The organism is Methylomonas defluvii, from assembly GCF_033949435.1.
GTDB classification, from domain to species: domain Bacteria; phylum Pseudomonadota; class Gammaproteobacteria; order Methylococcales; family Methylomonadaceae; genus Methylomonas; species Methylomonas defluvii.
The window spans coordinates 142704-168007 of the sequence record NZ_JAXARY010000002.1; the positions used below are offsets into that span (position 1 = coordinate 142704).

At 51.3% G+C, this 25304-nt stretch carries 23 protein-coding genes; 4 read left to right on the plus strand and 19 right to left on the minus strand.

Going from position 1 to position 25304, the window contains the following annotated elements; translation table 11 throughout:
* Positions 1-410: 410 nt before the first annotated feature.
* From QLH52_RS03745 to QLH52_RS03820, 16 genes are all read right to left on the minus strand, one after another.
* A complete protein-coding gene (locus QLH52_RS03745; protein WP_319960579.1) occupies positions 411-1547 on the minus strand; it encodes a GGDEF domain-containing protein in 1137 nt (378 codons plus the stop codon).
* Positions 1540-2700 carry a nitric oxide-sensing protein NosP gene (gene nosP / locus QLH52_RS03750; RefSeq protein WP_319960580.1) on the minus strand — a complete coding sequence of 387 codons (1161 nt, stop codon included), beginning with the start codon at positions 2698-2700 and terminating at the stop codon, positions 1540-1542. Before nosP ends, QLH52_RS03745 begins: the two co-directional genes overlap by 8 nt.
* Before the next feature lie 137 nt (positions 2701-2837).
* Complete coding sequence (gene rfaD, locus QLH52_RS03755; protein ID WP_319960581.1) at positions 2838-3779, minus strand: ADP-glyceromanno-heptose 6-epimerase; 942 nt, start codon at positions 3777-3779, stop codon at positions 2838-2840.
* 4 nt (positions 3780-3783) lie between these two features.
* The gene (gene rplI / locus QLH52_RS03760; RefSeq protein ID WP_033157343.1) at positions 3784-4230 is read right to left on the minus strand and encodes a 50S ribosomal protein L9; all 447 of its coding nucleotides are present in this window, start codon (positions 4228-4230) and stop codon (positions 3784-3786) included.
* 46 nt (positions 4231-4276) lie between these two features.
* Positions 4277-5140, minus strand: a complete 864-nt coding sequence (locus tag QLH52_RS03765) for a hypothetical protein (protein WP_225893057.1) — start codon at positions 5138-5140, stop codon at positions 4277-4279.
* 67 nt (positions 5141-5207) lie between these two features.
* Positions 5208-5438, minus strand: a complete 231-nt coding sequence (gene rpsR / locus QLH52_RS03770) for a 30S ribosomal protein S18 (RefSeq protein ID WP_020482464.1) — start codon at positions 5436-5438, stop codon at positions 5208-5210.
* Between the two features lie 25 nt (positions 5439-5463).
* Complete coding sequence (gene rpsF / locus QLH52_RS03775; RefSeq protein ID WP_033157341.1) at positions 5464-5889, minus strand: 30S ribosomal protein S6; 426 nt, start codon at positions 5887-5889, stop codon at positions 5464-5466.
* Between the two features lie 141 nt (positions 5890-6030).
* Positions 6031-7401 carry a flagellar hook-length control protein FliK gene (locus QLH52_RS03780; protein WP_319960582.1) on the minus strand — a complete coding sequence of 457 codons (1371 nt, stop codon included), beginning with the start codon at positions 7399-7401 and terminating at the stop codon, positions 6031-6033.
* 27 nt (positions 7402-7428) lie between these two features.
* Positions 7429-7881, minus strand: a complete 453-nt coding sequence (gene fliJ / locus QLH52_RS03785; protein ID WP_101051562.1) for a flagellar export protein FliJ — start codon at positions 7879-7881, stop codon at positions 7429-7431.
* Positions 7881-9230, minus strand: coding sequence for a flagellar protein export ATPase FliI (fliI, locus tag QLH52_RS03790; protein ID WP_033157338.1), 1350 nt, complete (start codon positions 9228-9230; stop codon positions 7881-7883). The genes fliJ and fliI overlap by 1 nt, the downstream gene beginning before the upstream one ends.
* On the minus strand, positions 9227-9931 hold the full coding sequence (locus QLH52_RS03795; RefSeq protein ID WP_319960583.1) for a flagellar assembly protein FliH: 705 nt from the start codon (positions 9929-9931) through the stop codon (positions 9227-9229). The genes fliI and QLH52_RS03795 overlap by 4 nt, the downstream gene beginning before the upstream one ends.
* A complete protein-coding gene (gene fliG, locus QLH52_RS03800; RefSeq protein WP_033157336.1) occupies positions 9918-10928 on the minus strand; it encodes a flagellar motor switch protein FliG in 1011 nt (336 codons plus the stop codon). The genes QLH52_RS03795 and fliG overlap by 14 nt, the downstream gene beginning before the upstream one ends.
* The gene (gene fliF / locus QLH52_RS03805; protein ID WP_171694692.1) at positions 10921-12672 is read right to left on the minus strand and encodes a flagellar basal-body MS-ring/collar protein FliF; all 1752 of its coding nucleotides are present in this window, start codon (positions 12670-12672) and stop codon (positions 10921-10923) included. The genes fliG and fliF overlap by 8 nt, the downstream gene beginning before the upstream one ends.
* A 17-nt stretch (positions 12673-12689) precedes the next feature.
* Entirely contained in the window at positions 12690-13001 is a 312-nt protein-coding gene (gene fliE, locus QLH52_RS03810) for a flagellar hook-basal body complex protein FliE (RefSeq protein ID WP_033157335.1), read from the minus strand.
* Positions 13002-13056: 55 nt separating this feature from the next.
* Positions 13057-14439 carry a sigma-54-dependent transcriptional regulator gene (locus tag QLH52_RS03815; RefSeq protein WP_425257011.1) on the minus strand — a complete coding sequence of 461 codons (1383 nt, stop codon included), beginning with the start codon at positions 14437-14439 and terminating at the stop codon, positions 13057-13059.
* The gene (locus tag QLH52_RS03820) at positions 14426-15631 is read right to left on the minus strand and encodes a sensor histidine kinase (RefSeq protein WP_319960585.1); all 1206 of its coding nucleotides are present in this window, start codon (positions 15629-15631) and stop codon (positions 14426-14428) included. Before QLH52_RS03820 ends, QLH52_RS03815 begins: the two co-directional genes overlap by 14 nt.
* Positions 15632-15838: 207 nt before the next feature.
* Here QLH52_RS03820 and prsT point away from each other — a divergent pair, with 207 nt between their 5' ends.
* Both prsT and xdp1 read left to right on the plus strand, forming a co-directional pair.
* A complete protein-coding gene (prsT, locus tag QLH52_RS03825) occupies positions 15839-18640 on the plus strand; it encodes an XrtA/PEP-CTERM system TPR-repeat protein PrsT (protein ID WP_319960586.1) in 2802 nt (933 codons plus the stop codon).
* Between the two features lie 234 nt (positions 18641-18874).
* On the plus strand, positions 18875-19633 hold the full coding sequence (xdp1, locus tag QLH52_RS03830; protein WP_319960587.1) for an exosortase-dependent surface protein XDP1: 759 nt from the start codon (positions 18875-18877) through the stop codon (positions 19631-19633).
* 83 nt (positions 19634-19716) lie between these two features.
* On the opposite strand, the gene argC is transcribed toward xdp1, so the two are convergent.
* Positions 19717-20745 (minus strand): N-acetyl-gamma-glutamyl-phosphate reductase, encoded by a 1029-nt coding sequence (gene argC, locus QLH52_RS03835; protein WP_319960588.1) that lies wholly within the window; start codon positions 20743-20745, stop codon positions 19717-19719.
* Positions 20746-20823: 78 nt separating this feature from the next.
* Between argC and QLH52_RS03840 the strand changes: the two genes are divergently transcribed.
* Both QLH52_RS03840 and QLH52_RS03845 read left to right on the plus strand, forming a co-directional pair.
* The gene (locus tag QLH52_RS03840; protein WP_319960589.1) at positions 20824-21801 is read left to right on the plus strand and encodes an NAD(P)H-quinone oxidoreductase; all 978 of its coding nucleotides are present in this window, start codon (positions 20824-20826) and stop codon (positions 21799-21801) included.
* Between the two features lie 2 nt (positions 21802-21803).
* Positions 21804-22649 carry a sulfurtransferase gene (locus QLH52_RS03845; RefSeq protein ID WP_319960590.1) on the plus strand — a complete coding sequence of 282 codons (846 nt, stop codon included), beginning with the start codon at positions 21804-21806 and terminating at the stop codon, positions 22647-22649.
* Positions 22650-22753: 104 nt separating this feature from the next.
* Here QLH52_RS03845 and QLH52_RS03850 read toward each other — a convergent pair whose 3' ends face one another.
* Together QLH52_RS03850 and QLH52_RS03855 are read right to left on the minus strand one after the other, a co-directional pair.
* A complete protein-coding gene (locus QLH52_RS03850) occupies positions 22754-24049 on the minus strand; it encodes an adenylosuccinate synthase (protein WP_171694686.1) in 1296 nt (431 codons plus the stop codon).
* A 42-nt stretch (positions 24050-24091) separates the two neighbouring features.
* Positions 24092-25288 carry an ATP phosphoribosyltransferase regulatory subunit gene (locus QLH52_RS03855; RefSeq protein ID WP_319960591.1) on the minus strand — a complete coding sequence of 399 codons (1197 nt, stop codon included), beginning with the start codon at positions 25286-25288 and terminating at the stop codon, positions 24092-24094.
* Between the last annotated feature and the right edge of the window lie 16 nt (positions 25289-25304).

Genomic DNA, 25304 nt, shown 5'->3' on the forward strand with positions numbered 1-25304 from the left:
GTTATCAGCACAATACGCGCCCAATCGTACAAGCAGTTAGAAATCAAGCTATTAAGTTTTTTCGCCGGCACATACCGGGAATGACAGACAGAGAAAATACGTGATATGCCACAGCGCTTTGCGGCGAATCCCTGATTGGCAGCGACATTCTAGGTTTGGTTACGCCCCGTGCGAAAGTATCGAGAATGTGTTTTTGTAAATCAGCGGGCAATGGTGCCGGGCGCACCAAATCGCACGCATGCTGAGCGCGTTGAGCCGAATCCGCCAGAACATCGCCATCTAACGTATCGAATAAAGCGCGGCCAGGCTGCAGCTAGAAGCGGTCAACCTCAGCAGCGGCGAGCAATTGGCAAGCACTTCGCAGCAGAAACAAACCGAATCGGGCTATCCGGAAAGTGGACTAAAAACGCCTATTGCAATGGCTGGGCAGCTGCGACGACCTGATTGCGACCAGCGTCCTTGGCTAGATAGAGCGCTTTGTCCGCCGCCCCGATCAAGGCCACCGGGGATAGGCCGTTTGCCGGGTAGGTGGCTACACCAAATGATGCGGTGACATGGATACTGATGTCGGCAACGGCAATGGGCTGCGCAATCAGGGCCAAACGTATCGATTCGGCGCGTTCATTAGCGGTTTGCAGCGAAGTATCCGGCAACACCAGAAAAAACTCTTCGCCGCCATAACGGCAATCCAAATCGCTGGCGCGGGCATGACGCTTCAGGATGTCGGCAAAAGCTTTCAGAACAGCATCACCGGCCTGGTGTCCATAACAATCATTGATCATTTTAAAATGATCCAGATCGCTCATCACCACGCTCACCTCGTAGCTTTGTCGCGCTGCCAACAACAATTCACGTTCCAAATTCTCGTTAAGGAACAGGCGGTTATACAGTCCGGTCAACGGATCATGAATCGCCTGATATTGGAGTTGCTCGTGTAGCGCTTGGACTTGCCGCTCAGAGCGCAATCGCTCGCTAATATCCGCCAAGACCGCTATCAATGCAGGCTTGCCACCAATATCTATGGCCGGACTCACCGATACCTCCACCGTGATCATTTGGCCATTCCTACGCACGGCGTTGGCGACAAAATTAATTTTGGCAAGCTCTTGGTTCAGCGCTTTCTGCATCGCTGCGCGCACGGTAGGTTCATCGGCATCGCTGACGAGTTCCATGATGTCCATCGTCATGAGTTCATCGACCGGGTAATCAAAGATTGCCGCGAACTTGGGATTCACATAATGGAAACGGTCATCGATAATCATGGTGATACCAACCAAGGATTGATCCAGCACCCGGTGAAATTTCTCCTCGGCTTCCTGCAGGGCCCGATTGATTTTCTCGTTTTCCCGCAACGCCGCATCCAGTTCCTTTGTCCGCGCCCGCACCAAATTTTCCAGCATGATGGTGGTTTGAAACTGATCAAAATCCGAGTAGTGTTGAGTGGCGCTATGCTCTACTCGATTCATTAAGGCTTCCACCACCTTATTCAGGCGAACGATTTCCGCCCTTAATTCGCTCTCTATATCGAGTGCATCTGTATCAATCATCCTCGTCACACCTATCTACTGCCCCGATGGCAACCGCGGCGAAGGTCTGATTCACATGCACGCCGCGAAACTGTTCGCCATAAGTATTGAAACCTATCACCTTGTTATCACTCAGGATTTGTTCCGCCTGCGCCGTCAACCCGCGCTGCACCAGCTCAAGCTTTCTAAGGATGCAATCGCAAGCGACAACAACCTGAGGTTGACCTATGTCGCCCCGAACTTCGGCAAAAACCTGTTGCAGACTTTCGATAGGATCGACGCCCAGCGCCACTCTCAATACCAAGCCTTCCTCAATCGCGCAGTAAAAAGTCAGGCTTTGATCTTGGTTGGCACTGCGAATCGCCCGCACATAATAGTTTCCATCGATAGATACCACGACCGGCGCCGCGGCAAAGTGCGCTGGGCTTAAAGCGTCTGTCGAAACCCCAATGAGTCTGGCGTATTCCGGCGCGGCTGGTAGGCCGTTGATTTCATATACGACGCGGCGTCTGGCATCGGCAAGAGTGACCACCAATCTTTCCGCGGTCGGTTCAAAATGTTGCGCTTTGAATATTTTGAACGGTAACGAGGTATGCACCAGCAACAACACGGCACTGTCCGTATGGAAGTCACCCTCGCAATACACGTATGTTTTATGGAACTGCAAGTCGTCGGCCGCCGAGCCGCCAATCATGGCGATATTGCCTAATGCGTCTTGTATCGCATGGGTGACCTGCTCTTCACGGACCGATAAGCCGTCGATCAACAAAAAACCGAAGCAATTTTCCGCGTTAAGATGCGTCACTCTATCTTGCAAGCCATACAAAAGCTCGTTGGCAAGCGCGTGCCCTTCGGCGATGCGAAACTGTTGCAAATTAGGGATTAGGCCACTGGTCGCCATAAAATCCGGTGCGGAAAAGCCGACACCTACCAGGCTTTGTTGACGTAATCCTGCACCGCCAATTTCGCCGGAAGTCGTACAGCCAAGCACTTGGATACCTTGAAATCGACGTCTTATTTCGGAAGCCAGCACAGTTCGGTCATAACTATTCGAACAAAAGAAAATGACCAAGGTGGTGTCGGCGTGCTGCAAACCTAAAGCAAGCTCTTCGACCGCCTGCTGGGGGTCAGCTAAACAGGAATGGGCAATACGAATTGCCGTGCGGGGACTCATCTGCGTTCTCGGCAGTTACTGTTGACGAATTAGGGAAATATTCTACAACCGGGCTCCAGACCATGCTGTAGAAAAATCGAGATTTGTCGTTATTTGCTTACAAAAATCATCTGGATCGATGATAGAAATTGACCTGACTAGCCGTTCAACCATTCCATATAAAGTTGTACGCCTTGCTCGACGGTTTGGAACGAATGTTTGCAACCAGCGGCGCGTAATTTATCCAGATTGGCTTCGGTGAAGCTTTGGTAGCAGCCTTTCAGGTGCTCGGGGAAGGGAATATATTTGATATCGCCGCGCTGGTGAAATTTGATCACCGCATTGGCTACGTCATTAAAGGTCTGGCTACGACCCGTGCCACAGTTGTAGATGCCGGACACTTGCGGGTTATCCAGAAACCAAAGGTTAATAGCCACCACATCGCCGACATAAACAAAATCGCGGCGCTGCTCGCCGTTGCCGTAACCGTCGCAACCTTCGAATAAGCGTAATTCTTCGGAATCTTTGATCTGATTATTCAAATGAAAGGCAACGCTGGCCATACTGCCTTTGTGGGCTTCGCGCGGACCGTAGACATTGAAGTAGCGTAAACCCACTACTTGCGCGGTCAATTTTTGCTGTCTGCGCAAATATTGGTCGAACTGAAACTTGGAATAACCGTAGACATTCAGCGGACCTTCATAAGCCAATTCTTCCTTGAAGGTTAAATCGGCACCATAAGTAGCGGCGCTGGAGGCGTAAATGAACGGGATTTTATGGCTTTGGCAATAATGAAACAGCGTTTTGCTGTATTCATAATTATTGTCCATCATGTAACGGCCGTCCCACTCTGTCGTGCTGGAACAGGCGCCCTGATGAAATATGGCTTCTATCGATTCTGCTTGGAAAGCACCTTGTTGCAGTCGTTCCAAAAAGGTGCTTCTGTCCAGATAATCCGCTATCTTGCACTCGACCAAATTCCGGTATTTGATACCGTTGGTCAAATGGTCGACGACCAAAATATCATCATAACCGCGGGCATTCAGGCCCAATACCAGATTGCTGCCGATGAAGCCGGCGCCACCGGTTACGATGATCACGGTTTTACTCGGCTACCACTTTTACCGGCAGCGTAATAACGACGTCGGTATGCAGATTGATAGCAATGTCGTATTCGCCGATGTTACGGATGACGCCGTTTGGCATACGGATTTCGTGCTTCTCAACTTTTACGCCGGCAGCGGTAATGGCATCAGCAACGTTTTGTGTACCAACAGAACCGAACAAACGGCCTTCGTCGCCGGTTTTGTGGGCAATGGATACGTTCAATTTGCTGATTGCTTCGCCGCGAGCAGTCGCAGCAGCCAATTTTTCAGCCGCTTGTTTTTCCAGCTCGGCGCGACGCTCTTCAAACTCTCTGATTTTCTTGGGCGTAGCAGGCACTGCTTTGCCTTGCGGGATCAAATAGTTTCTGCCGTAACCCGCTTTGATGGTTACTTTATCGCCCAGGTTACCCAGATTGGCGGTTTTTTCCAGAAGAATGACTTCCATCGTTTTCTACCTCTTAGATCGACTTGATTGTCGAAAAATCGGGAGCTTACGCTCCATTTGGTTTTAGTTTATTTCGTAAGTCCAGCCAAGTATCGGTCAGTCCGCATAACACGATCACCACCATCACATGCGGGATCAACATCAATGTGACATATAAAAAAGGCACCATGAAACGACTACCCTTCATCACCGAGAACGCCGCGTGCAACACTGCGGTGCCTATCATTGTGTAGGTCACCAACAGCACCAGTAGCACGTTCCAACAAAGTTCCGCGGTTTTGCCGGAAGTCAGCATGGCTACTCCGGCCACCAACAAGGTACCTAATGTCAGATGCACATGCCCTTTCAACGCCAAAAACTCGGCTCTGAAACCGCCCGGGTTGTATAGCGCTGCTTGCCACCATCTGGCCAAAAACAAACCGAACAGCAAGCCGTAAACGCTGCCTGCCGCGGCAACTCCGGACATGAAATGCGCCAACAATTCTGCAGACTGCCTAATTTGCTCAAGCGGCACATCGGTTTTGCCTTCAAGCATGGGCTGAAGCATAAAGCTCAACACTTCGCGCCAAAGCTGTACCGGTTGGTCCTGAATCATGTAAATACCCAGTACCACCGCCACACCCAGCAACACGGCAATTTCAATTGCCAGTGTCAGATAACGGCCTTCGCGCAGTACTATCGAAATCAGCCAAACCGGTAGCCAAAAGGCCAGACCGTAAAGCAATGCGTACTGGTAATTACCGATCAATAAGGTGCTTAATACAGCGGCAGCCAAGCATGAGCACATCAGCACATACAAGCCTTCGCTAGCCCCACGCCTCAATGTTACCAATGAGACAGCGGCTGAACTTACGATACTGACAGGAGGAAACAGCAGCGATAGCAAGGCCAGGCTGGATGCGACCGTCATGGCCTGCATCCGTCCTTTCATAATGAAAGTGGCCAGAAATTGCACGCGCTACGCCCCCCGTGCTAAATCACTTGTGTGCGTCGCAGAACGGCAACAAAGCCAGAAACCGCGCTTGTTTAATCGCAGAAGTCAACTGTCTTTGATATTTCGCACTGGTACCGGTAATGCGGCTAGGAATGATTTTGCCGGTTTCGGTAACGTACTCGCTCAATAAATCCAGATCTTTATAATCGATTTTGATCGCGTCTTCGCCGCTAAAACGGCAACCCTTTTTGCGTCTAATATTGTTACGTGCCATCACAATTCTCTTCGTTCAATGTTGATTATTCGGAATCCGCTGCGACTTCAGTCTCAACGACTTCTACTTCAGCTTCTTCGGTTTCTTCTTCGACTTCTTCCTTAACGCGGCTACCGGCTTTTTGACCGTCGTTACCGCTGACAGCAATCGCAGAAGGCTCGGTTACGGCCGCTTTTTGCGCCAGCGTTTGGCTACGCAAAATGGCGTCGTTGAAACGAAAACCGCTTTCCAGTTCTTCAAGAGTGGCTTGATCGCATTCGATGTTCATCAACACGTAGTGTGCTTTATGAATTTTTTTGATAGGGTAAGCCAAATGTCTACGGCCCCAATCTTCCAAACGGTGAATTTTGCCTGCGGCTTCTTCAACGGTGGATTTATAACGCTCTATCATAGCCGGCACCTGAGCACTTTGATCAGGGTGGACTAAGAAGACAATTTCATAATGTCGCATGATTTCTCCTTACGGGTTTAAAAGCCTCCCATCCGTTTGAACAGTGAGGCAAGGGGTGGGGATAAATTCCCCAAAAAGCTGGGCATTATAGAAATAGGCGCTGTTTTTGCAAAGCAATTTTTCAACAGCGCCTAAAGTTGACTAGGCAAACAGACTCAATAAGCCATTACTGGCGATAGCACGACCTGCTTCAATTTCTTCGAGCATAGTGTTGGAGGGCTCGGTTGCCGCACTATCGGCATGGCCTTGGCCTTGGCTTTGACTATTGCCACCGCGATTTTGCTCGCCGGCCATTTGGAAGGACTCGCGTCCAGACCGTTGTTCTGATTGTTGCTGGGAAACATTAACATCCGCCAAATTCAAGTTTTGCCCACCCAACATTTCCCGCAACTTGGGGATTGCCGCTTCGATGGCGTCCCTGACCGCCGCGTGCTGGGCGGTGAAGACCACATTGGCTTGATCTTGATTGACATCGATCTTGATGGAAATAGGGCCGAGATGCTCAGGATTCAGCCGAATTTCAGCGGAAGGCACCGCTTGTTTATGCATCCACAACAATTTTTCACCCAGCTCGGTGTTCCATTCAGGATGAGTCAAATGTTTTTCCATCGTCGGCGCTGACGTTTGCCCGACGCTATTTACCGATTTATTCAGCTGATTGATGTCGGCCGTCATTCTCGATAACCCCACATCAGCCTCGCTACCGCCAATTTGCTGCTTCGGCACATCGCGCTGCTCGGTTTGAAAAGTATCAGCCGCGCTGTCTTGCGCAAATTGCGGGGACGCGCCGTCTTCGGCGGCCAGGGTTTTGGCAAAACCGCTCTCCGCTACCATCGTCTTCCGCCCTTCATCAGCGCCACTCAATGCCGTCAACGCCTCTTTTTTGGCATCCATACCCAACAGCTCCGGATTGTTTTTGATGGCAGACATCGCCTCGCTGGTTGCTACCGCTGATTTCAGCGCGTCGTTAACAACACTCACGCTATCCGCCACCGGCAAGGGCTGAGCTTGCGTGCTTACATACATCGCAGCATTCACCGCCTGCTCATCATGTGCAGCCTCGGTATTTTCCGTCACTATATCGGCAAGATTCTCTTGATTGGCCGATGCAACCGGTAAAACCGGAGCTTGCGGCGCGGCACCGGTGGCCTCCAAGCCTTGCAAGTATTGCAAAACACCCGCCAAGGCTTGCATGGTATCGTCGAGATTAATATCCTGATCAAGTTTGGTTGCCGTCGGCAAACTCTTGCCGAATAGAGCGGTAAAATCTTGCAAGCTTTGACTGTTCAGAGCATCCGTCCCCAATCCGCCCAGCTGCTGTAAATTCGCCAAGCCGGCGTCACCGGCCGCCCCTTTACTCAATAAACTGTTTTGCAATTGTGCCAGCTGCTCAAGCAGCGTCGCCGAAAACACGCCACCACCACCACCTTCGCCCAATAGAGCTGTCGTCGCAGCACCGGCGCTATCGACGGAGGCTAATAGAGACAGCGGATTTAAACCTTGGATATTCATGGCATTTCTCCTGACATTTTTATTTAATCAAGCACTTCCCGTGCCATCCTTGCGTCCTGATCGCGCCGCCCGGTCATCTTGCTCGGCCTGCTCGCGCTTTTGTTCGACTTTCATTTCTTCAATCAAAGCCAGCTCACTGACTTTTTGCAAACTTTTGGTACGTTGATGCGCCTCTTCCCAGCGCTTACGGGCCCGCTGCACCTCGCGCTCATGGTTGCTTACCGTCTGCTGCTGGCTTTCAATAGCCTGATCGAGCTTATCGGCAAAAGCCCTGAATTCCATCAACTGACTGATGTTGATCCCCGCCTGCTGTCTGACGGCGAACTTACCTAAATAATCCAAACGGTAACTTTGTAAATTTTCCAGCTGGGCCTGCTGCTCTTGGAGTTTTTGCTGACAGATACCCAAAGCCTGCAAAGCGTCATGTTCCTGACGCGCATGTAAGTCGATAATCACTTTCAGTCGCTGCGACTTTTTCATCAGCTCGCCAGCAATTGCGCTAACTCGCTCAGACTCCGGCTCAAGTCCACCGATTCGTCCATGCTTTGTTGTAGAAAATCCATGATCGCCGGATTTTTTTCTATCGCTTTGTCGATGCGCGGATCGGCTCCCGGCCGATAAGCACCGACGCTGATCAAATCCTTATTCTGTTGATAGATGGAATACAATCGCCGCAAATCGCGCGCCATTTGCAGATGTTCCGGTTCTATGATGTCCGGCATCACCCGGCTGATCGAGGCTTCAATATCGATTGCCGGATAGTGCCCGGACTCCGCCAACGAGCGCGACAGCACCACATGGCCGTCCAGTACACCCCGCGCCGCATCGGCAATCGGATCGTTAGTATCGTCGCCTTCCGCCAATACCGTATAAAACGCAGTAATCGAACCGCCGCCTTCATCGCCGTTTCCGGCACGCTCTACCAATTGTGGCAATTTCGCAAACACCGAGGGCGGATAGCCCTTGGTCGCCGGCGGTTCATCTATCGCCAAGGCGATTTCCCGGTACGCCTGAGCATATCGAGTCAAGGAGTCCATCAACAACAACACATCCAAACCCTGGTCGCGAAAATATTCGGCAATACTGGTCGCCAGCAAGGCGCCGTGCACCCGCATCAACGGCGAGTCGTCAGCCGGCGAGGCGACTACCACGGCTCTGCGCAAACCTTCTTCGCCAAGAATTTTCAACACAAATTCGTTGACCTCCCTGCCCCGCTCGCCGACCAATCCCACCACGACCACATCGGCATTGGTAAACTTGGTCATCATCCCCAACAACACGCTTTTGCCCACGCCGGTACCGGCAAATAAGCCCATGCGCTGTCCACGGCCGACGCTGAGAATGGCGTTGATCGCCCGCACACCGACATCCAACGCCTCGCGGATCGGTTTGCGGCTGAGCGGATTGATGGTAACGCCGGATAAAGAGACCTTGGCATCGGTATCCAGCGGCCCCTTACTATCCAAGGGCTTGCCGGCACCGTCTAGCACCCGGCCCAATAAACCAAAACCGACGCTGGCCAGACTGTTCTTGCCCATGGGAATGACACGGCAGCCTGGTTCCAGGCCGTGCGTATCGCCGGTCGGCATCAAAAATAAGCGGGATCCGCCAAAACCGACGACCTCAGCCGTGATGATCTTGCCGGATTTGGTAATTACTTGACACAATGAACCGATTGCCGCCCGGCAACCTTCCGCTTCCAGGGTTAAGCCCACCATCCGCGACAATTTGCCTTCGACCACCAATTCCAGCGGGTCCGCAGCCAATCTTTCCCGATACGGCTGCAAGCGCGCCAACCACAAGTCGGAACGGTCGGCACTGGGAATCATCGCCCAAAATCCTCGCGGCGCTCCCCGCCTAATACGGTGGCGATCACGGCGGCTACCCGGCTTTCGACGCTGGCATCGATTCTGGACATTTCAGTTTCAACGGTACAACCGCCACGACTCAACAAGGGGTTTTCATGTAAGCGCCAAGGCGGCATGTTTTCATCGAGTTTTAACGCGGTGCGGACCAAGGCCGCGTCTTCGGGGTGCAAGTTGACGGTGACCTTCTGAGATGCCAGCGGCAAGGCATTGATCGCCTCCCTGACTACGCCGACGATCTCGCCGGGCTCTAACTTCAACTCCCGGCGAATCAACTGACTGGCAATCGCGATGGTTAATTTCACCAACTCCTGCTCGACCGACTCGTCGAGTTGTTTGAAGGGCTCGCTGAGCGCCTCCAGTAAATTGGCGAACTCGGCCGCCTGCTTTTGCAGCAAATGCACGCTTTCTTCATAGCCTTGTTTGCGCCCAGCTTCAAAACCTTCCTTTTGCCCGTCCGCATAACCTTGCTGCTTACCTTGTTCGAAGGCTTCTGCGTAGGCCTGCTTTTGAATTTCTTCAATCTGTTCGGCGGTCAAAACCTGGGTTACTTCCTCCAATTCGACGGCTTCGGAACGCGGGTTGCTGAAATCCTGCAGATTGGTCCAGCGATCCAGAGCCTGTAATTCAGACTCGGAAAACTTATTGCCCTTAGACGAACTCATCGCCACCGCCACCGCCACCCAAAGCTATTTCACCCGCATCGGACAAGCGTTTGGCTATCGCCAGAATATCTTTTTGCGCGGCCTCCACTTCGCTTAAACGCGCAGGCGGTGCAGCTTCCAAGTCGTCACGCAACATTTCCGCCGCGCGCCTGGACATATTGGCAAACACTTTGTCGCGTAAACCGGTTTCCACGCCGCGCAGAGCCAACAGCAGCTGATCGGTGGACACTTCGCGCAACAGGGTTTGAATACCGCGATCATCGACATTGATCAAATCGCCGAACACAAACATTTTATCCTGGATACGTTGACCCAAATCGGCGTTGGCTTCGTTGATGTCTTGCATCATCGGATCGCTGATACCGCTTTCGATAAAGTTAAGGATATTGGCCGCTGCATCGATACCGCCGATTTGCGAGGATTTGACGCCGTCGCTGCCGGTCAACTGTTTCTCCATGATGTCGTCCAACTCGCGCAAAGCGGCGGGTTGCACGCCTTCCAGCGTGGCGATGCGCATCAAAATATCCGAGCGCATGTTTTGCGGCAATAAGGTCAGCACGTCGGCGGCCTGATCGGCATCCAGCAAGGACAAAATTATGGAAATGATTTGCGGATGTTCCAGACGAATCAAGTCGGCGATGGACCGAGTATCCATCCACTTCAGTTGTTCGATACCCTTGCTGTTGGCGCCCAACAAAATCCGGTCGATGATGCTGCCGGCTTTGTCCGCGCCCAGCGCGTTGGTCAGCATGTTGCGGATGTATTCGTCGGAGTCCAGACCCAGGCCGGTTTCGTTTTTGATTTCGATGATGAATTCTTCCAATACCTCATCAACCATGCCCGAGCTAATCGGTCCAAGCTGCGCCATGTTCGAACCGATCAATTGCACTTCTTTCGGTCCCATATGCCGCAATACCGAGGCTGCTCTATCCTGCCCCACTGCCAATAACAGCAGCGAAGCCCGTTGCGCATGCGTTAATTTCTCTTGCTCAGCCATCGTCTTTCAACCAGGTTTTGATCACTTGCGCGACCAATTTAGGATCTTCGTCAATCAGTTTTTGCACATATTCCAAACGTTTTTCGTAACTTTGCGGCGCTTCGAGTAACAATAAATCCTCCACGCCAGTGGTGATGGTGCGCACCTCGCCGGTTTCTTCATCCACCGACACCGCCACAGCCACCGGCTTGCCGGTCTCGTCGAAACGCACCACACCACCCGTCGCTTCCGCGATTGCTTTGGCTTGCTCAAGGGCTTCTAACTGTTCTTCCTTCGCCACCAAGGTGCGCAGGCCGGGACGCAATACCCCCATGATCAGCAACACCACCACAGCAACGGCGGCCAATTGTTTCAGCGCGCTGGCAAACCAGGGTTGTTGCCAGATGGGTTCGGAAGGGACTTCTTCCAGAGCATCGGGCAATCTAAACGCGACATTGGTGACCGTTACCTGATCGCCGCGGCTGTTATCATAACCCACTGCCTGTTTGACCAAGTCGCGAAGTTGATTCAGATCTTCTTGCGAGTAAGCTACTAAGGTCGCTTTACCGTCGGCTTGCACCACTTTTTTGTCGTCCACCACTACCGCCACCGACAAGCGTCTTAAGGCACCTGTGGCCAGTCTAGTATGAGTAATGGTTTTATCCAGTTCGTAATTACGAGTCGCGGTTTTGTTGGACGAGCCGGAACCGGATTCTGCGGCGGCTTGTTTTTCCTGGCCGCTAGCGACTTCAGGCGCGGTACCCGTGGGTGGGGGTTGATTGGATAAGGCGCCGGGCACACCTTGCACTTTGGATAAGGAGTTATTTTCTTCCTGAGTTTGCTCGCTACGCAGAGCAGGCAAATCCGGGTTAAACATTTCCTGGGTTTTTTCGGTGACGGTGAAATCGACGTCCGCAGAAATTTGCGCCCGCATGCCGTCGCCGCCTACCAGTGGCGTCAGGATGTTTTCGATCCGGCCACGTAGATGCTCTTCTATATTTTTCTTGTATTCGAACTGCTTGCTGGACAAGGACATGTCTTCGCCGCCTTCCTTGCTGTTCAACAAGCGGCCTTTCTGATCCACAACCGTCACCTGGCTGGCTTCCATCAATGGCACGCTGGAAGCGACCAAATGCACAATGGATTCGATTTGCTCCTTTTCCAGGGTGCGGCCTTGGTAGAGCTCTACGACCACCGAGGCGCTGGGCTTTTTGCGTTCCCGGACAAATACCGATTGCACCGGAATAGCCAGCAGCACTTTTGCGGATTTGACGTTTTGAATGGTTTGAATCGTCAGGGCAATTTCGCCTTCCAATGCGCGTTGAAAACGCATTTGCTCGACATTTTTGCTGGCGCCGAAGCCGTTGTCTTTATCCAGCAGTTCGTAGCCCAGGCTGGCGCTGCGCGGCAAGCCTTGCGCGGCCAGTTTCAATTTCAGCTCCCGGACATTATCGGCCGGCACCATGATCGCGCCGGAGCCGGTTTCGACCTTGTAATCGACATTTAACTTGCTCAGCGCATCGAGAATTTCCGCAGAATCTTTTTCCGCCACGCCGGAAAACAGTAAATCGTAAGACGGGGCCTGCGACCACAACACGACCGCCACGCCTATTGCCACGCTGAGCGCCAAACCCAGCATCAGACCCAGCTGGCGCACCATCGGCATTTTGCTCAGGCTTTTCAAAGCAGGGTGCATTTTGTCGGCGTTTGCCATACTTGATTGGGTATGGGCCTCCATCGGTAGATTTCTGTCTAGTTCGCTCATGGCTTATCTTCCGCTGCCTACATTGACATGCCCATCACGTCCTTATAAGCATCCACCAGTTTATTACGCACCTGGAGCATGGCCTGAAAGGAAACGCTGGCTTTTTGCGAGGCAATCATCACTTCCGCCAAGCTGACGTCGCTCTGACCCATCTCAAAGGATTTAGCCAAACCGCTGGCGGTTTGCTGAGTGTTATTCACTGCGTCGATGGATTGTTTCAACATGGCGGCAAAATCGCCGGAGGTGTCGCTAGGCTGTGGCTTGGCACCGGCCTCTATGGACATGGCCCGCATCTGGGCGAGCACTTGGTTAACATTCATATCTGACATGATAATGACTCTTTTAGGTTGCCTTGCTTAGCATAAGCATTTTTCAAGCCAAGATTTAACCTGGTACCATCACTCCCGCTTCTTTCATCCGCGCAATTTTGTAACGCAGAGTACGCGGACTGATCCCCAGCTTGGCGGCTGTGGTTTTCCGGCTACCGCTGACGTCGCGTAACATTTGCAAAATGATTTTTTCCTCAGCCGAACGCACGCCGTCGCCCAAGCTGCCGAGTTCGAAAGGGCTATTCTCGCCGTCGGTTTGCCGCGATTCTACGGCAAGACTTTGCACAGCAGCGGGCAAACTCGGCAAAACCAACATATCTTCCTCAAAAATCAGGTCGTCGGCGCCAATTTGATGCCGGCTTTGCAGGATCAAGGCCCGCTGCACCACGTTTTCCAACTCTCTGACATTACCCGGCCAACTGTATTCAGACAACTTGATCATGGCCGCCTCGTCAAAGCCGCCAACCGCTTTCCCAGACGGACTATGTTTGTGCAACAACTCCAGCGCCAACGGCAAAATGTCGCCCGTCCGTTCCCGGAGCGGCGGAATTTTGAGTGGAAATACGCTCAAGCGGAAATAAAGATCTTCGCGAAACCGGCCATCCTGCACATACTCTTTTAATTTGCGATTGGTAGTCGCCAAAATTCTGACGTTCAGCGCAATTTTGCGATGGCTACCCAGGCGTTCAACCTCTTTTTCCTGCAACACCCGCAGCAATTTGGCTTGCAGCGAAATATCCATCTCGGAAATCTCGTCCAGTAATAAGGTGCCGCCTTGCGCCAGCTCGAACTTGCCGGGCGCCGATTGAATAGCGCCGGTAAATGCGCCTTTTTCATAACCGAACAACATCGCTTCCAGCATGTTTTCCGGAATCGCCGCGCAATTAATAGCCTCGAACGGGCCGGCATGATAATGCGAGTTGCGATGAACGTAACGGGCCAGCACTTCCTTACCGGTACCGCTCTCGCCTTCCAGCAACATGGTCACGTCGGTTTTGGCTACCTTACTGGCCAGTGCATAAAGCTTTTTCATGCTCTCGTCAGCCACCACCCGCTCGTTAACCACTGGAGCTTGCCGCGTAATCAACGACGCCACCTTATCGACCAACATCCCGGCTTCGAACGGTTTGATCAGATAGTCGGCCGCACCGGACTGCATAGCTTCCACCGCTTTGGGAATGGTGCCGTAAGCCGTCATCAGCAACACCGGTAACTGTTCGAACTTTTGCTGAATATTCTGTAAGAGCTGAAAACCGTCCATCACCGGCATTTGTACGTCGCTGACTACTAGCCGGACCGGATGCTTGGCTAATTGGCTCAAAGCCTCGATACCGTGTTTAGCTGAGATGACCCGATAGCCTTCGATTTCCAAGGTATCGCATAGGGCCTCGCATAAAGCCATGTCGTCTTCGACGATAAGTACATCATACTGTTTCATCATTTTGCTCCATTTTGGCATGACCGACGGATAAGCCGAGGGTGTATTGACTGACACAGGGCAGACTCAAACTAAAACTCGTCCCCAGCCCCGGCGTCGAACGGCATATGACACTGCCGCCATGGGCGCGTGCCACACTGTCCACCACCGCCAACCCCAAGCCGGTGCCATTGGATTTGGTGGTGTAGAACGGTTCGAATAATTTAGTTTGCTGGGCTTGGGCTATACCGGGCCCATCATCCGTCACCTTGATCTCGATGCAGCCTAAATCGCTACGCCGGACCGTTAATGCAATGTTGCGCGCACCCGCCTCGGCCGCGTTATTGATTAAATTCAGTAGCGCTCCTCGCAGCGCATCCTCATTGCCAAGTAACTGATCGGTGCTGATGCGATTTTCAATGCTAAATTCGCAGGCAAAACTATCAGCCGCTTCGGCAAGATGCGCCAGTAGCCGCCGCAATGAAAAGCTTTGCATGGCCATTCGACCCTGTTTGGCAAAAATCAGCATGTCGTTCACTTGGCGCTCCAGGTGATGCAGGCGTTCTAAAATTTTCTCGGAGAACTGTTGGCGTTTTTCGTCGCTTATCGCGGGTTTGCTCATTTGCGACGCATACAAAATCGCGGTTGCCAGCGGTGTGCGTACCTGATGCGCCAGACCGGCCACCATTTCGCCCATTGCGCTTAGCTGCTTATGTTGAGCCAGCGTGTCTTGTAAGGAACGCAATTCGCTGACATCCGATAACAAAATAATTTGCTCGTTATCGTTACCCAATGAACTATGAGTGATATTGACTTTACGTCCGTCTCGGAGCTGTCGTTCATGCGGCGATTCGAACACCGGTTGCAAACTGCGCGCCGCCACACTCGACCACAATTGGCCCAGCAAAGGTTCGCCCAAAAAGTCCACGGAATGGACATTGCAATCGATGATTAAACCGTGCGAATTAAGCACAACCACTGCCGCCGGCAAGGCTGCCAGAATTTGTTGCAAGCGGCTGGCGAGTTTTTCCTTCTCGATCAGCGTGTTTAGTCGCTCGCTACGCGCGGCCTGCAACTCGCGATTCAGCTTAGCTACTTGCTCTTCCAAACCTTGGTAAGAATGCGCCAGATTTTCTGAAAGTTCGTTAAATATCCGGAATGCATCGGTCAAACGCTCGGTTTTTTGTTGTTGATGCAACTCTAAAGTACCCATATTTAGTCGCCTAATTGATTGTCTAGACGCTAAAAGCAAAATTTAGACCATTTAAATTTACATTTAAAATCATCCTCTTAAATGCAACCAGTCAAGTTTTTGACGACAAGAAGCCGGCTGTTAGCTCCGGACTGGTGGCGAGTTGGCTTTGCGACTATGCTATGTGCACACTTGAGCAACTCCATCTTCGTTATGCGCAAAAATCCGATGAAACCCAATTTCCCGTTAAATAAACTACTGCTGATTCTGGCGCTCAACCCCATGCAGATAAGCTTTGCCGACGACATCCAGGCCGGCAAGTTTTACGAAGAGGCGTTACAGTCCTACAGAAATCAGAACAACGCCGAAGCGATCATCCAGTTAAAAAATGCGCTACAGCAAAATGAAAGATATGTTTCGGCTCACATGCTGCTTGGCGAAATTTACTTGCAACAGAAATCGTTGACGGAAGCAGAAGTCCAACTTGGCTTAGCCAAACAATTAGGCGCGGACCCATCTTTAATTGCGGAAAACCTGGCCAAGCTCTATACCTACCAAATCCGTTACAACGACCTATTGAAGGAAATCGATCCGGCGCAGTTCAATAGCGGTTTGCGTCCGGTTTTGCATGTTTACCGCGGTAACGCATACCTGCAACTCAATCTAATCAGCGAAGCCCTGAATGAATTCGACATTGCCTTGCAAATTGCTCCCAATCAGGTGAACGCCACAATCGGGCGCGCGAATGCCCTGTTAAAGCGTGGCGACATTAAAGGCGCCGATCAAGCTGCCGAGAAAGCCATACAAATCCAAGCCAGCGATGCCGGCGTTTGGTATACAAAAGGCTCGATCAAGCATGCCAACATGGAACTGGATGAAGCTTTAAAATTTTACGACAAAGCAATTGAGCTCAACCCCGATCACGTAGACACACGACTTGCCAGAGCAGGCCTGTTAATGGACTTGAAGCAAGATGATCGGGCACGGCAAGATTTGGAATATGTGCGCCGGGCTTATCCATTTGAACCGAAAGCAGCCTATCTACATGCGGTTTTACTCGAACGCAATAACCAGAAAGAAGCGGCGACCAAAGAATTGGAAGTGGCGGCCGACATCATCACCGGCATCAAACCGGAATATTTATCGGCACATGGTCCGACTTTAATGCTCTCCGGCTTGGTTAACTACAGCCTGCAACGATACGACTTGGCAGCGGAGTATTTGCGTCTGTACGTTAAGCAATACCCGGAACAATCAGGCACGTATAAATTGTTGGCCACCATACTTTTAGAAAAAAACGAACCCGAGCAAGCTATTGATCTGCTCCGCCCGGTGCAAATCCGCAATCCCCAGGATCAGCGTCTGGCATTTTTATTGGGAAGCGCTTTCATGCAGGCCGGCAAACACGATATGGCCAATAATATGTTTGGAAAAGCCGCTGCTTTAGGGAATGACAGTGGCAGCCTACAAGCCGAAATAGGCCTTAACCGATTAGCAATGGGCCAGGAGCAGGCAGCAGTTCAAGACCTTGAAGTGGCATTCAAAAAAAATCCGGATGCGGTCAAGGCCGGTATTCCTCTCGTGGCACTTTACATGAGCCGTGGCGAACCGGAAAAAGCGTTGAAAACCGCACAAGCCCTGCATGAAAAAGCGTCGAAAAACTTTACACTACTAAATTTACTGGGGACCGCTCAAGTCAATACCGGGCAATACAAGCTGGCCCGGCAAAGTTTCGAGAAGGCGATTGAACTGAACCCCAATTTTCTCGACGCGCAAATTAACCTAAGTAAACTGGACGTCGGCGAGAACAAACTTGATCAAGCCAGACAGCGCCTGCAAACCTTGCAGCAGAATCATCCGAGCGACATCGATATTCTTATTGAACTGGCCAAAGTCGAACAAAGTGCCGGACGCTATGAGCTAGCCAATGACTGGCTGGCAAAAGCGAAGATGATTGATCAAAAATCATTACCGACTCTTTTGGCTTTGGTTGAGTTGAATCTGAAGATGGGCAAAGCTGCTGAGGCTAATGCCGCCGCACAAGCAGCGGAAGTGATCGACAAGAACAACCCCCAGGTTATGGACGCCCTGGCTCGAAGTTACTTGGCTAATAACAATAAGGACAAAGCCTTAGGTGTATTTATCCGCATGGCTGACCAAGCCCGGTTTAATGTCAAACAACTTTACAAAGCTGCTCGTTATCAAATAGATGCAGGCGATTATTTTGAAGCCATAAAGACCTTGAAAAAAGCCGTTTTGGTCGACGAAAATCATATACCTTCGCAAATTGCCTTGGTGGAAATGGAACTGCTCCATGGGAAACCGGTATTTGCATTGAGCCGCGCAGAAAGCCTGTTAAAACAATATCCCAAACGCGCCTTTCCCCACCGACTATTGGGAAACATCGCCGATCATGACAAAAACCTTAGTTTGGCCAACAGCCATTACCAAACAGCTTTCGAGCTGGAGCCGGATACAGCTTCATTGATGCTGCTTTATGAAAATTTGAAAAAAATCGATCAGCCGGACAAAGCCTACAATTTACTGGATCAGTGGGTCAAAAAGCATCCTCAAGACCAGCTACCGATGGCAGCCTTTGCAAACGAATTACTGAAAAGCGGAAAGTTTAAAGAGGCGGAAAAGTACTACGTCGAGCTATTGAAACAATTCCCCAACGAACCGCAGTTCCTGAACAACCTTGCTTATGTATATCTCAATAACGGCAACAGCAAAGCCTTGTCGATTGCCGAACAGGCCCATAAATTGGCTCCTGACCAACCGGCAACGAACGACACCTTGGGCTGGATTCTGGTTAACACGGGACAAATAGAACAGGGGCTTCATTACTTACGAAATGCACACTCACTACTCTCGCAAGATTCTGAGATACGCTACCATATCGCAGTTGCCCTCAATCAGTTGCAACGCCAGGAAGAGGCTAAGCAAGAATTACAAGAAGCGCTAAAAGGCGAAGCTATTTTCAATGGCCGCGAACAAGCCAAAGCACTGCTTGAAAAGCTGAGCAGATAGTCGATTTTTCAAAACATGTCGTAATTTTTTACACCATGCGTAATCGCCGACTTATTTTATTCACAAAAAAACAATTAACGCATTGTATTAGAATAATAATTTTTACTATGGCCCAATAAGTGCTCAGATATAAACAGACCGTAAAACTTTGTTCATGACCAATAGTACAATGGTTATTTCCAGGCCGACGAAGACAATACCGGAAGGTAAAATTTCAAAAATTGCGAGGACATTATGACCCTAAAACTCTTGGCTATAGCAACTCTGCTGCTGGCCCCGTGGTCGGTTAACGCCACCATATGGACTATAAACGGTACTAGTTCAGTGACACCGACGGGCATTCAAAGTATGGCTGCATACTCAGTTGGGACTACAAGCACTTCAACTTTTTCAGCAGCCACACTAGCTTGGTACGGTAGTGCTAACGGCCTGGGTGTATTAAGCGGCTCGGAGACGACAAATAGCTACCCAGACCATGCGGTTGATAACAACGGCAGAATCGAAGCGGTACTATTTCGGTTTGATGGCAGCACGATTTTAGACAAACTAACTGTCGGTTGGCCGGATACCACGGCCTACGACTCAGATATATCGGTTCTCAGATACAAAGGCACGGTACCGGCTACCGGTGCGCTTACTGGCGCAGCAGATATTTCCGGAAAAAGTATTTCCAGTCTTCTTAGCAACAGCTGGGAATTCGTAGGTAGTTACAATACCGTTGGCGACGTGGCTGAAGACATCAACCCAAACAGCCTGTCTTCAAGTCTTTGGCTGATTAGCGCGTACAGCAGCAGATGGGGTTCCGGCTTGGGAGACTCTAACGTCGACAACAGCAACGACTACTTCAAGCTCACCAAGCTTGAAGGCACATCAGGAACGCCAGGCGGTGGCGGCGGTGCCGGCAGCGTGCCGGAGCCAACCAGCCTGTTGTTGCTGGCTGGCGGCATGCTGGGCTGGAGAATGAATCGCAAAACTCAAGCCTTGGCCGCATAAGCGCACAGAAGCTCTAAATAAGAAACCGTCTTCCGAATAAAACCGGAAGACTGTTTTTTTATGCACCACGTTTTTAATACATATTAAGGATATAAAGCAACCGTCTCTAAAGACAGATACTCGGGCAGCCCGAACATCAGATTCATATTTTGCACCGCCTGCCCCGAAGCGCCTTTCACCAAGTTATCAATCACAGACAAAATCACTACCGTATCACCGCATTGCGGTTGATGCACGGCAATTTGACAGCGATTACTACCGCGCACATTGCGAGTGTCGGCATGACTGCCGCTTGGCAACACATCGACAAATCTTTCTTCCCGATACTTCTCTTCAAACACTCTCTGCAAATCCAGCTTCCGATTTAAACGCCCATACAGCGTGGCGTGAATACCGCGTATCATCGGCGTCAGATGCGGCACGAAAGTTAAACCAACCGCCTGCCTGGCGACATTTTGCAAACCCTGCCTGATTTCCGGCAAATGTCTGTGCCCGCTGACCGCATAGGCTTTAAAACTTTCACCTGCCTCGCTCATTAAGGACGAGATTTCCGCCTTGCGCCCTGCGCCGCTGACTCCAGACTTTACATCGGCGATCAAATGCTGCTCATCAATCGCCCCGGCCTCCAATAACGGCAAAAATCCGAGCTGCACGGCAGTCGGATAGCATCCAGGACAAGCGATCAAACGGGCTTGCTTGATTTGCTCGCGATTGACTTCTGGCAAACCGTAGACCGCCTCAGCAATTAAATCCGGACTGTTGTGCTGCATGCCATACCATTTTTCCCATTCCTGTTGATCTTTAATCCGGAAATCGGCAGATAAATCGATAACCTTGACACCAAGCGCGAGCAGGGCTTCGGCCATCAGCATGGCCGTGCCGTTCGGCGTCGCAAAAAACACCACGTCGCAGTCTTTTAAATTGTCCAGTTCCGGCAGGCTAAATGTCACATCACAGCAGCCCCGTAGACTCGGATACAACTGATCCACTCGCATTCCGGCATCCGCGCGGGACGTCACGACGCTAACCTCGACCTGCGGATGCAACACTAAAATTCTTAACAATTCGACACCGGTGTAACCGGTACCGCCGACAATGCCTGCACGTATCATGAATGTTCTCGTTGAAAAAATACTGTTAGTCAAATGCGGCGCATATAATACGACACTCTCTCCGCAAAGCTTATCATCATGCGCGTCATCGAGATTTATCGCACCGCCGAGTTGACCGATTTAATCGTCACCGATCAAGCTCTACCCTCACCCGCCCCACATCAAGTATTGATCAAAGTGGCCGCAGCCGGAGTAAACCGCCCGGACCTGATGCAACGCAAAGGCCTGTACCCTCCGCCAACCGGCGCATCCCCGGTTCTAGGCCTGGAAGTAGCGGGCACTATCGCTGAACTTGGCAGCCAAGTAAAACACCTTAACATTGGCGACTCGGTTTGCGCATTGCTGACCGGCGGCGGTTATGCGGAGTATTGCCTGGCAAGCGCCTGTTGCTGCCTGCCAATACCGCAAGGTCTGAGTTTTATTCAGGCCTCCGCGTTACCGGAAACCTTTTTTACGGTGTGGAGCAACCTGTTTGATCTCGCGAAACTGCAAGCCGGCGAAACGTTACTGGTGCATGGTGGCACCAGCGGCATCGGCACCACCGCCCTTCAGCTTGGCAAAGCATTTGGCGCGCAAGTGATTGTGACGGCCGGCAGCGATGACAAATGCCAGTTTTGTCGAGAACTGAGGGCGGACCTGGCGATCAATTATCGGCAGCAGGACTTTGTCGAAGCCGTTATGCATCAGACAGATGGCAAAGGCGTTAATGTCGTTTTAGACATAATCGGCGGGGACTACTTGCCGCGTAACTTGAAATGTCTGGCTATCGATGGCCGACTCCAACAAATTGCCATCCAAAACGGCGGTAAAAGCGAAATCAATCTGGCATCCGTGCTAATGAAGCGCCTGACCATTGCCGGCACCACCTTGCGCCCCCGCAACGATGATTTCAAAGCTAAAATAGCCCAACAACTTTTTGCAAAGGTTTGGCCGCTACTGGAATCCGGCCAAATCAAACCCATCATCGATTCGGTTTTTCCACTAGCTAGGGCCGCGCAAGCCCACGAGCGTATGGAAAGCAGCCAACATATCGGTAAAATTATTTTGGAGATATAAGCATGTCCTACACCACACTGGTTTCCGCAGACATTCTAGCTGCTAACTTGGACAATCCGGATTGGCGAATATTCGACTGCCGTTTCTCGCTTGCCGATGTGACAGCCGGTCATAAATCCTATCGACAAGGCCATATTCCCGGTGCGCGCTATGCTGATTTAAATCAGGATTTGTCTTCACCGGTGCAATCGTATACTGGTCGCCATCCATTGCCTGACTTTAACGTATTAGGTAAAAAGTTGGGCAATTGGGGCGTCAACAACCGCAGCCAAATCGTGGTGTACGACGATGCCGGTGGCGCGTTTGCCGGGCGGATGTGGTGGCTGCTGCGCACCATGGGCCATACTCAAGTCGCGGTGCTGAATGGCGGATTTACACGCTGGCAAAAGCAAGATTTTCCGGTCACTACCGTGCTTCCAAACATTACCGCCAGCCAATTCCGCGTCTATCTGGACAACAAACAATGGCTGGATGCCGATCAAGTGGCAAACGGTTTGGCGACACGAAAAATCACCTTGATAGATGCCAGGGCACCTGAACGCTTCCATGGCCGACAAGAGCCTATAGACCCAGTAGCCGGCCATGTACCCAAAGCGAGAAATAGGCCCTTGCAAACCAATCTGGACAAATCGGGATTATTTTTACCCGCCGATCAGCTACGCCAGCAATTTAGCGCACTAGTAGCTCCTTATCCAGCCGAGCAAGTAGTACATATGTGCGGATCGGGTGTGACCGCCTGCCATAACCTGTTAGCGATGGAAATTGCAGGACTGACTGGTTCAAAACTTTACGCCGGCTCATGGAGCGAATGGATTACCAACCGGAACAGAGCTGTCGCTAGAGATTGACCCCAGCATAAACCGAAACAGCGGTGCTGTATTTTCTGAACGATTAAAACTGTAAAGACGCTGAATATATTCAGCGTCTTAAAGGCAGGTTTATTGCTTAAGCATTAAGCCTGGAACGGATTTTCCAAGACTATGGTTTCGTTCCGATCCGGGCCGGTAGACAAGATCGTGACTTTTACACCGACCAGTTGTTCCAGCCTAGCAATATAGGCTTTGGCATTTTCCGGCAATTGTGCAAAATCAGTAACGCCAGCAGTCGTACCTGTCCAACCCGGCATTTCCTCAATAACGGCTTCACACGCCGCATATTGATCAGCACCTAGCGGGGCGGTCTCAGTCATTTCACCGTTAATCTTGTAAGCGGTGCAGATACCAATTTTATCCAGACCATCCAGCACGTCGAGCTTAGTCAGGCAGATACCGCTCAAGCTATTTAATTGCGCCGATTTACGCATGGACACCGCGTCGAACCAGCCGCAACGGCGTTTACGGCCCGTGGTGGCGCCAAACTCGTGGCCTTTCACGCCCAGATGCTCGCCGTAATGATCCAGCAATTCGGTGGGGAACGGGCCGTTACCGACGCGAGTGGAATAGGCTTTAGTAATACCCAACACATAATCCAGCGCCAAAGGCCCTACTCCAGTACCGGTAGCCGCACCGCCCGCCGTGGTATTGGATGAAGTGACGTAGGGATAAGTACCGTGGTCTATATCAAGAAGTGCGCCTTGCGCGCCTTCGAACAGCACGTTTTCGCCTTGGTTTTGATAGCTGTAGATAGCCTCGCCAACGTCGGTCAGCATCGGCTTGATGATCTCACCCAAACGCAAGGTATTTGCCAGTACCTCGTCATAATTAACCGGCTCGACATGGTAATAATTAATCAACATGAAGTTGTGATATTCGACCAGCTCTTTTAAGCGAGCGGCGAATTCTTCGGTATTGCGCAAATCGCCGGCTCGCAAGCCGCGTCTGGCTACCTTGTCTTCATAGGCAGGCCCAATACCGCGGCCAGTCGTGCCGATGGCCTTGCTGCCTCTAGCCTTCTCACGAGCCTGATCGATAGCAACATGTATCGGTAAAATCAAGGCGCAGGCTTCGCTGATCTGCAACCTATGCCGGACCGGTACGCCGGATTTTTCCAAAATCTCGATTTCCTTCAATAATGCTTCCGGGCACAGCACGACGCCATTGCCTATCATGCATTGCACGCCTTCCCGCAATACACCGGACGGAATCAGATGCAATACGGTTTTTTCGCCGTTAATCACCAAGGTGTGACCGGCATTGTGGCCGCCTTGAAAGCGCACCACCGCAGCAGCTTGTTCGGTTAAAAGATCGACCAGCTTACCTTTACCTTCATCGCCCCATTGCGTGCCGATAACAACAACATTCTTTCCCATATTTCTAACCTTAAACTAGTGGTTTAACGACAGCTTATTGATCTAACGACAGCTTATTGATTTAACAACCCAGCGTTGATTGTGTTTTTCTAAAATAGCATTGCAGCCCTGCTGTTCAGCGCCGCCTTGTTGTTCCGGCAGATGTCGAATCACTGCCACGCCTTGCGCACGTAAATCTCTAATAGCTTCCCGCAAATCAGCATCTTCCGCAAAAGGGGCAAACACTAACTGCGCTGCTTCGTCATCGACTTTATACATGCCCGCCAATACTTTTAAATCTGCACTAAAACCGGTAGCGGCTCGCGCTCGGCCGAATACTTCGCCGATATTATCGTAGCGGCCGCCGCGGGCAATTTCCTTGCCCAAAGCAGGCACGAAAGCGGCGAATACCATGCCGGTATGATAGTGATACCCCCGCAACTCGGCCAAATCGAAACTCACCGTCAACGCCGGAAAATCTCGGCGTAATTTATCGGCTATACCCTGCAAATCCGCCAAGGCGCCGGCAATTTCATCGGCACCGGCAAAACCGGTCAATAAGGCTTTAGCTTTATCAAGTACATCCCGGCCGCCATTCAGTTTAGGCAAAGCATTGAAGACGTCTTTATAGCGCGTGTCTATATTAAACTCGGCAAGCAATTCCGCCAGTTCAGTTCTGGCCTTACGCTGCAGAACATCGAACAATTCAGCTTCCTGTTGCGGATCAAGACCGGCATGTTCAGCCAAAGCTCGGTAGATAGCGACGTGCCCTAAATCCAAGTGCACGTTTTGCAAACCGCTAATCGCCAGCATTTCCAGCATCAACTGGATGACTTCGTAATCGCTTTCCAGGCCGGCATGCCCGTAAAGTTCAGCACCAATTTGCATCGGGCTACGGCTTTTTTCCAGAGGATCGCCCAAAGTGTGCAGCACGGTGCCGGCATAGCATAAGCGAGTCGGACCGTCGTGCTGGAAGTGATGAGCGTCGATTCTCGCCACTTGCGGCGTCATATCTGCGCGTACCCCCAACATTTCGCCACTCAATTGATCGGTCAGCTTAAACGTCTGTAAATCCAGGTCATGTCCTGAACCGATCAGCAAGGAGTGGAGAAAATCCACAAACGGAGGAATGACCAACTGGTAACCCCAGCAGGCAAAAGTATCCAAAAGCTTTCTACGCAACTTCTCCAGATGCGCGGCCTGTTCCGGCAATACTTCGCTAATTCCTTCCGGCAATAGCCAGGTGTCTTTTTTTTGCATTTTGTCTGTCTCAAAC

Bases quoted from the DNA above. Each gene is read 5' to 3' on its own strand.
- fliE (WP_033157335.1), bottom strand. From the start codon at position 13,001: ATGTCAGATATGAATGTTAACCAAGTGCTCGCCCAGATGCGGGCCATG.
- fliI (WP_033157338.1), bottom strand. From the start codon at position 9,230: ATGATTCCCAGTGCCGACCGTTCCGACTTGTGGTTGGCGCGCTTGCAG.
- fliG (WP_033157336.1), bottom strand. From the start codon at position 10,928: ATGGCTGAGCAAGAGAAATTAACGCATGCGCAACGGGCTTCGCTGCTG.
- QLH52_RS03845 (WP_319960590.1), top strand. From the start codon at position 21,804: ATGTCCTACACCACACTGGTTTCCGCAGACATTCTAGCTGCTAACTTG.
- rplI (WP_033157343.1), bottom strand. From the start codon at position 4,230: ATGGAAGTCATTCTTCTGGAAAAAACCGCCAATCTGGGTAACCTGGGC.
- fliJ (WP_101051562.1), bottom strand. From the start codon at position 7,881: ATGAAAAAGTCGCAGCGACTGAAAGTGATTATCGACTTACATGCGCGT.
- QLH52_RS03815 (WP_425257011.1), bottom strand. From the start codon at position 14,439: ATGAAACAGTATGATGTACTTATCGTCGAAGACGACATGGCTTTATGC.
- rpsF (WP_033157341.1), bottom strand. From the start codon at position 5,889: ATGCGACATTATGAAATTGTCTTCTTAGTCCACCCTGATCAAAGTGCT.
- QLH52_RS03745 (WP_319960579.1), bottom strand. From the start codon at position 1,547: ATGATTGATACAGATGCACTCGATATAGAGAGCGAATTAAGGGCGGAA.
- QLH52_RS03780 (WP_319960582.1), bottom strand. From the start codon at position 7,401: ATGAATATCCAAGGTTTAAATCCGCTGTCTCTATTAGCCTCCGTCGAT.
- xdp1 (WP_319960587.1), top strand. From the start codon at position 18,875: ATGACCCTAAAACTCTTGGCTATAGCAACTCTGCTGCTGGCCCCGTGG.
- fliF (WP_171694692.1), bottom strand. From the start codon at position 12,672: ATGAGCGAACTAGACAGAAATCTACCGATGGAGGCCCATACCCAATCA.
- QLH52_RS03840 (WP_319960589.1), top strand. From the start codon at position 20,824: ATGCGCGTCATCGAGATTTATCGCACCGCCGAGTTGACCGATTTAATC.
- QLH52_RS03850 (WP_171694686.1), bottom strand. From the start codon at position 24,049: ATGGGAAAGAATGTTGTTGTTATCGGCACGCAATGGGGCGATGAAGGT.
- prsT (WP_319960586.1), top strand. From the start codon at position 15,839: ATGAAACCCAATTTCCCGTTAAATAAACTACTGCTGATTCTGGCGCTC.
- rpsR (WP_020482464.1), bottom strand. From the start codon at position 5,438: ATGGCACGTAACAATATTAGACGCAAAAAGGGTTGCCGTTTTAGCGGC.
- QLH52_RS03765 (WP_225893057.1), bottom strand. From the start codon at position 5,140: ATGACGGTCGCATCCAGCCTGGCCTTGCTATCGCTGCTGTTTCCTCCT.
- argC (WP_319960588.1), bottom strand. From the start codon at position 20,745: ATGATACGTGCAGGCATTGTCGGCGGTACCGGTTACACCGGTGTCGAA.
- QLH52_RS03855 (WP_319960591.1), bottom strand. From the start codon at position 25,288: ATGCAAAAAAAAGACACCTGGCTATTGCCGGAAGGAATTAGCGAAGTA.
- QLH52_RS03820 (WP_319960585.1), bottom strand. From the start codon at position 15,631: ATGGGTACTTTAGAGTTGCATCAACAACAAAAAACCGAGCGTTTGACC.
- QLH52_RS03795 (WP_319960583.1), bottom strand. From the start codon at position 9,931: ATGAGTTCGTCTAAGGGCAATAAGTTTTCCGAGTCTGAATTACAGGCT.
- nosP (WP_319960580.1), bottom strand. From the start codon at position 2,700: ATGAGTCCCCGCACGGCAATTCGTATTGCCCATTCCTGTTTAGCTGAC.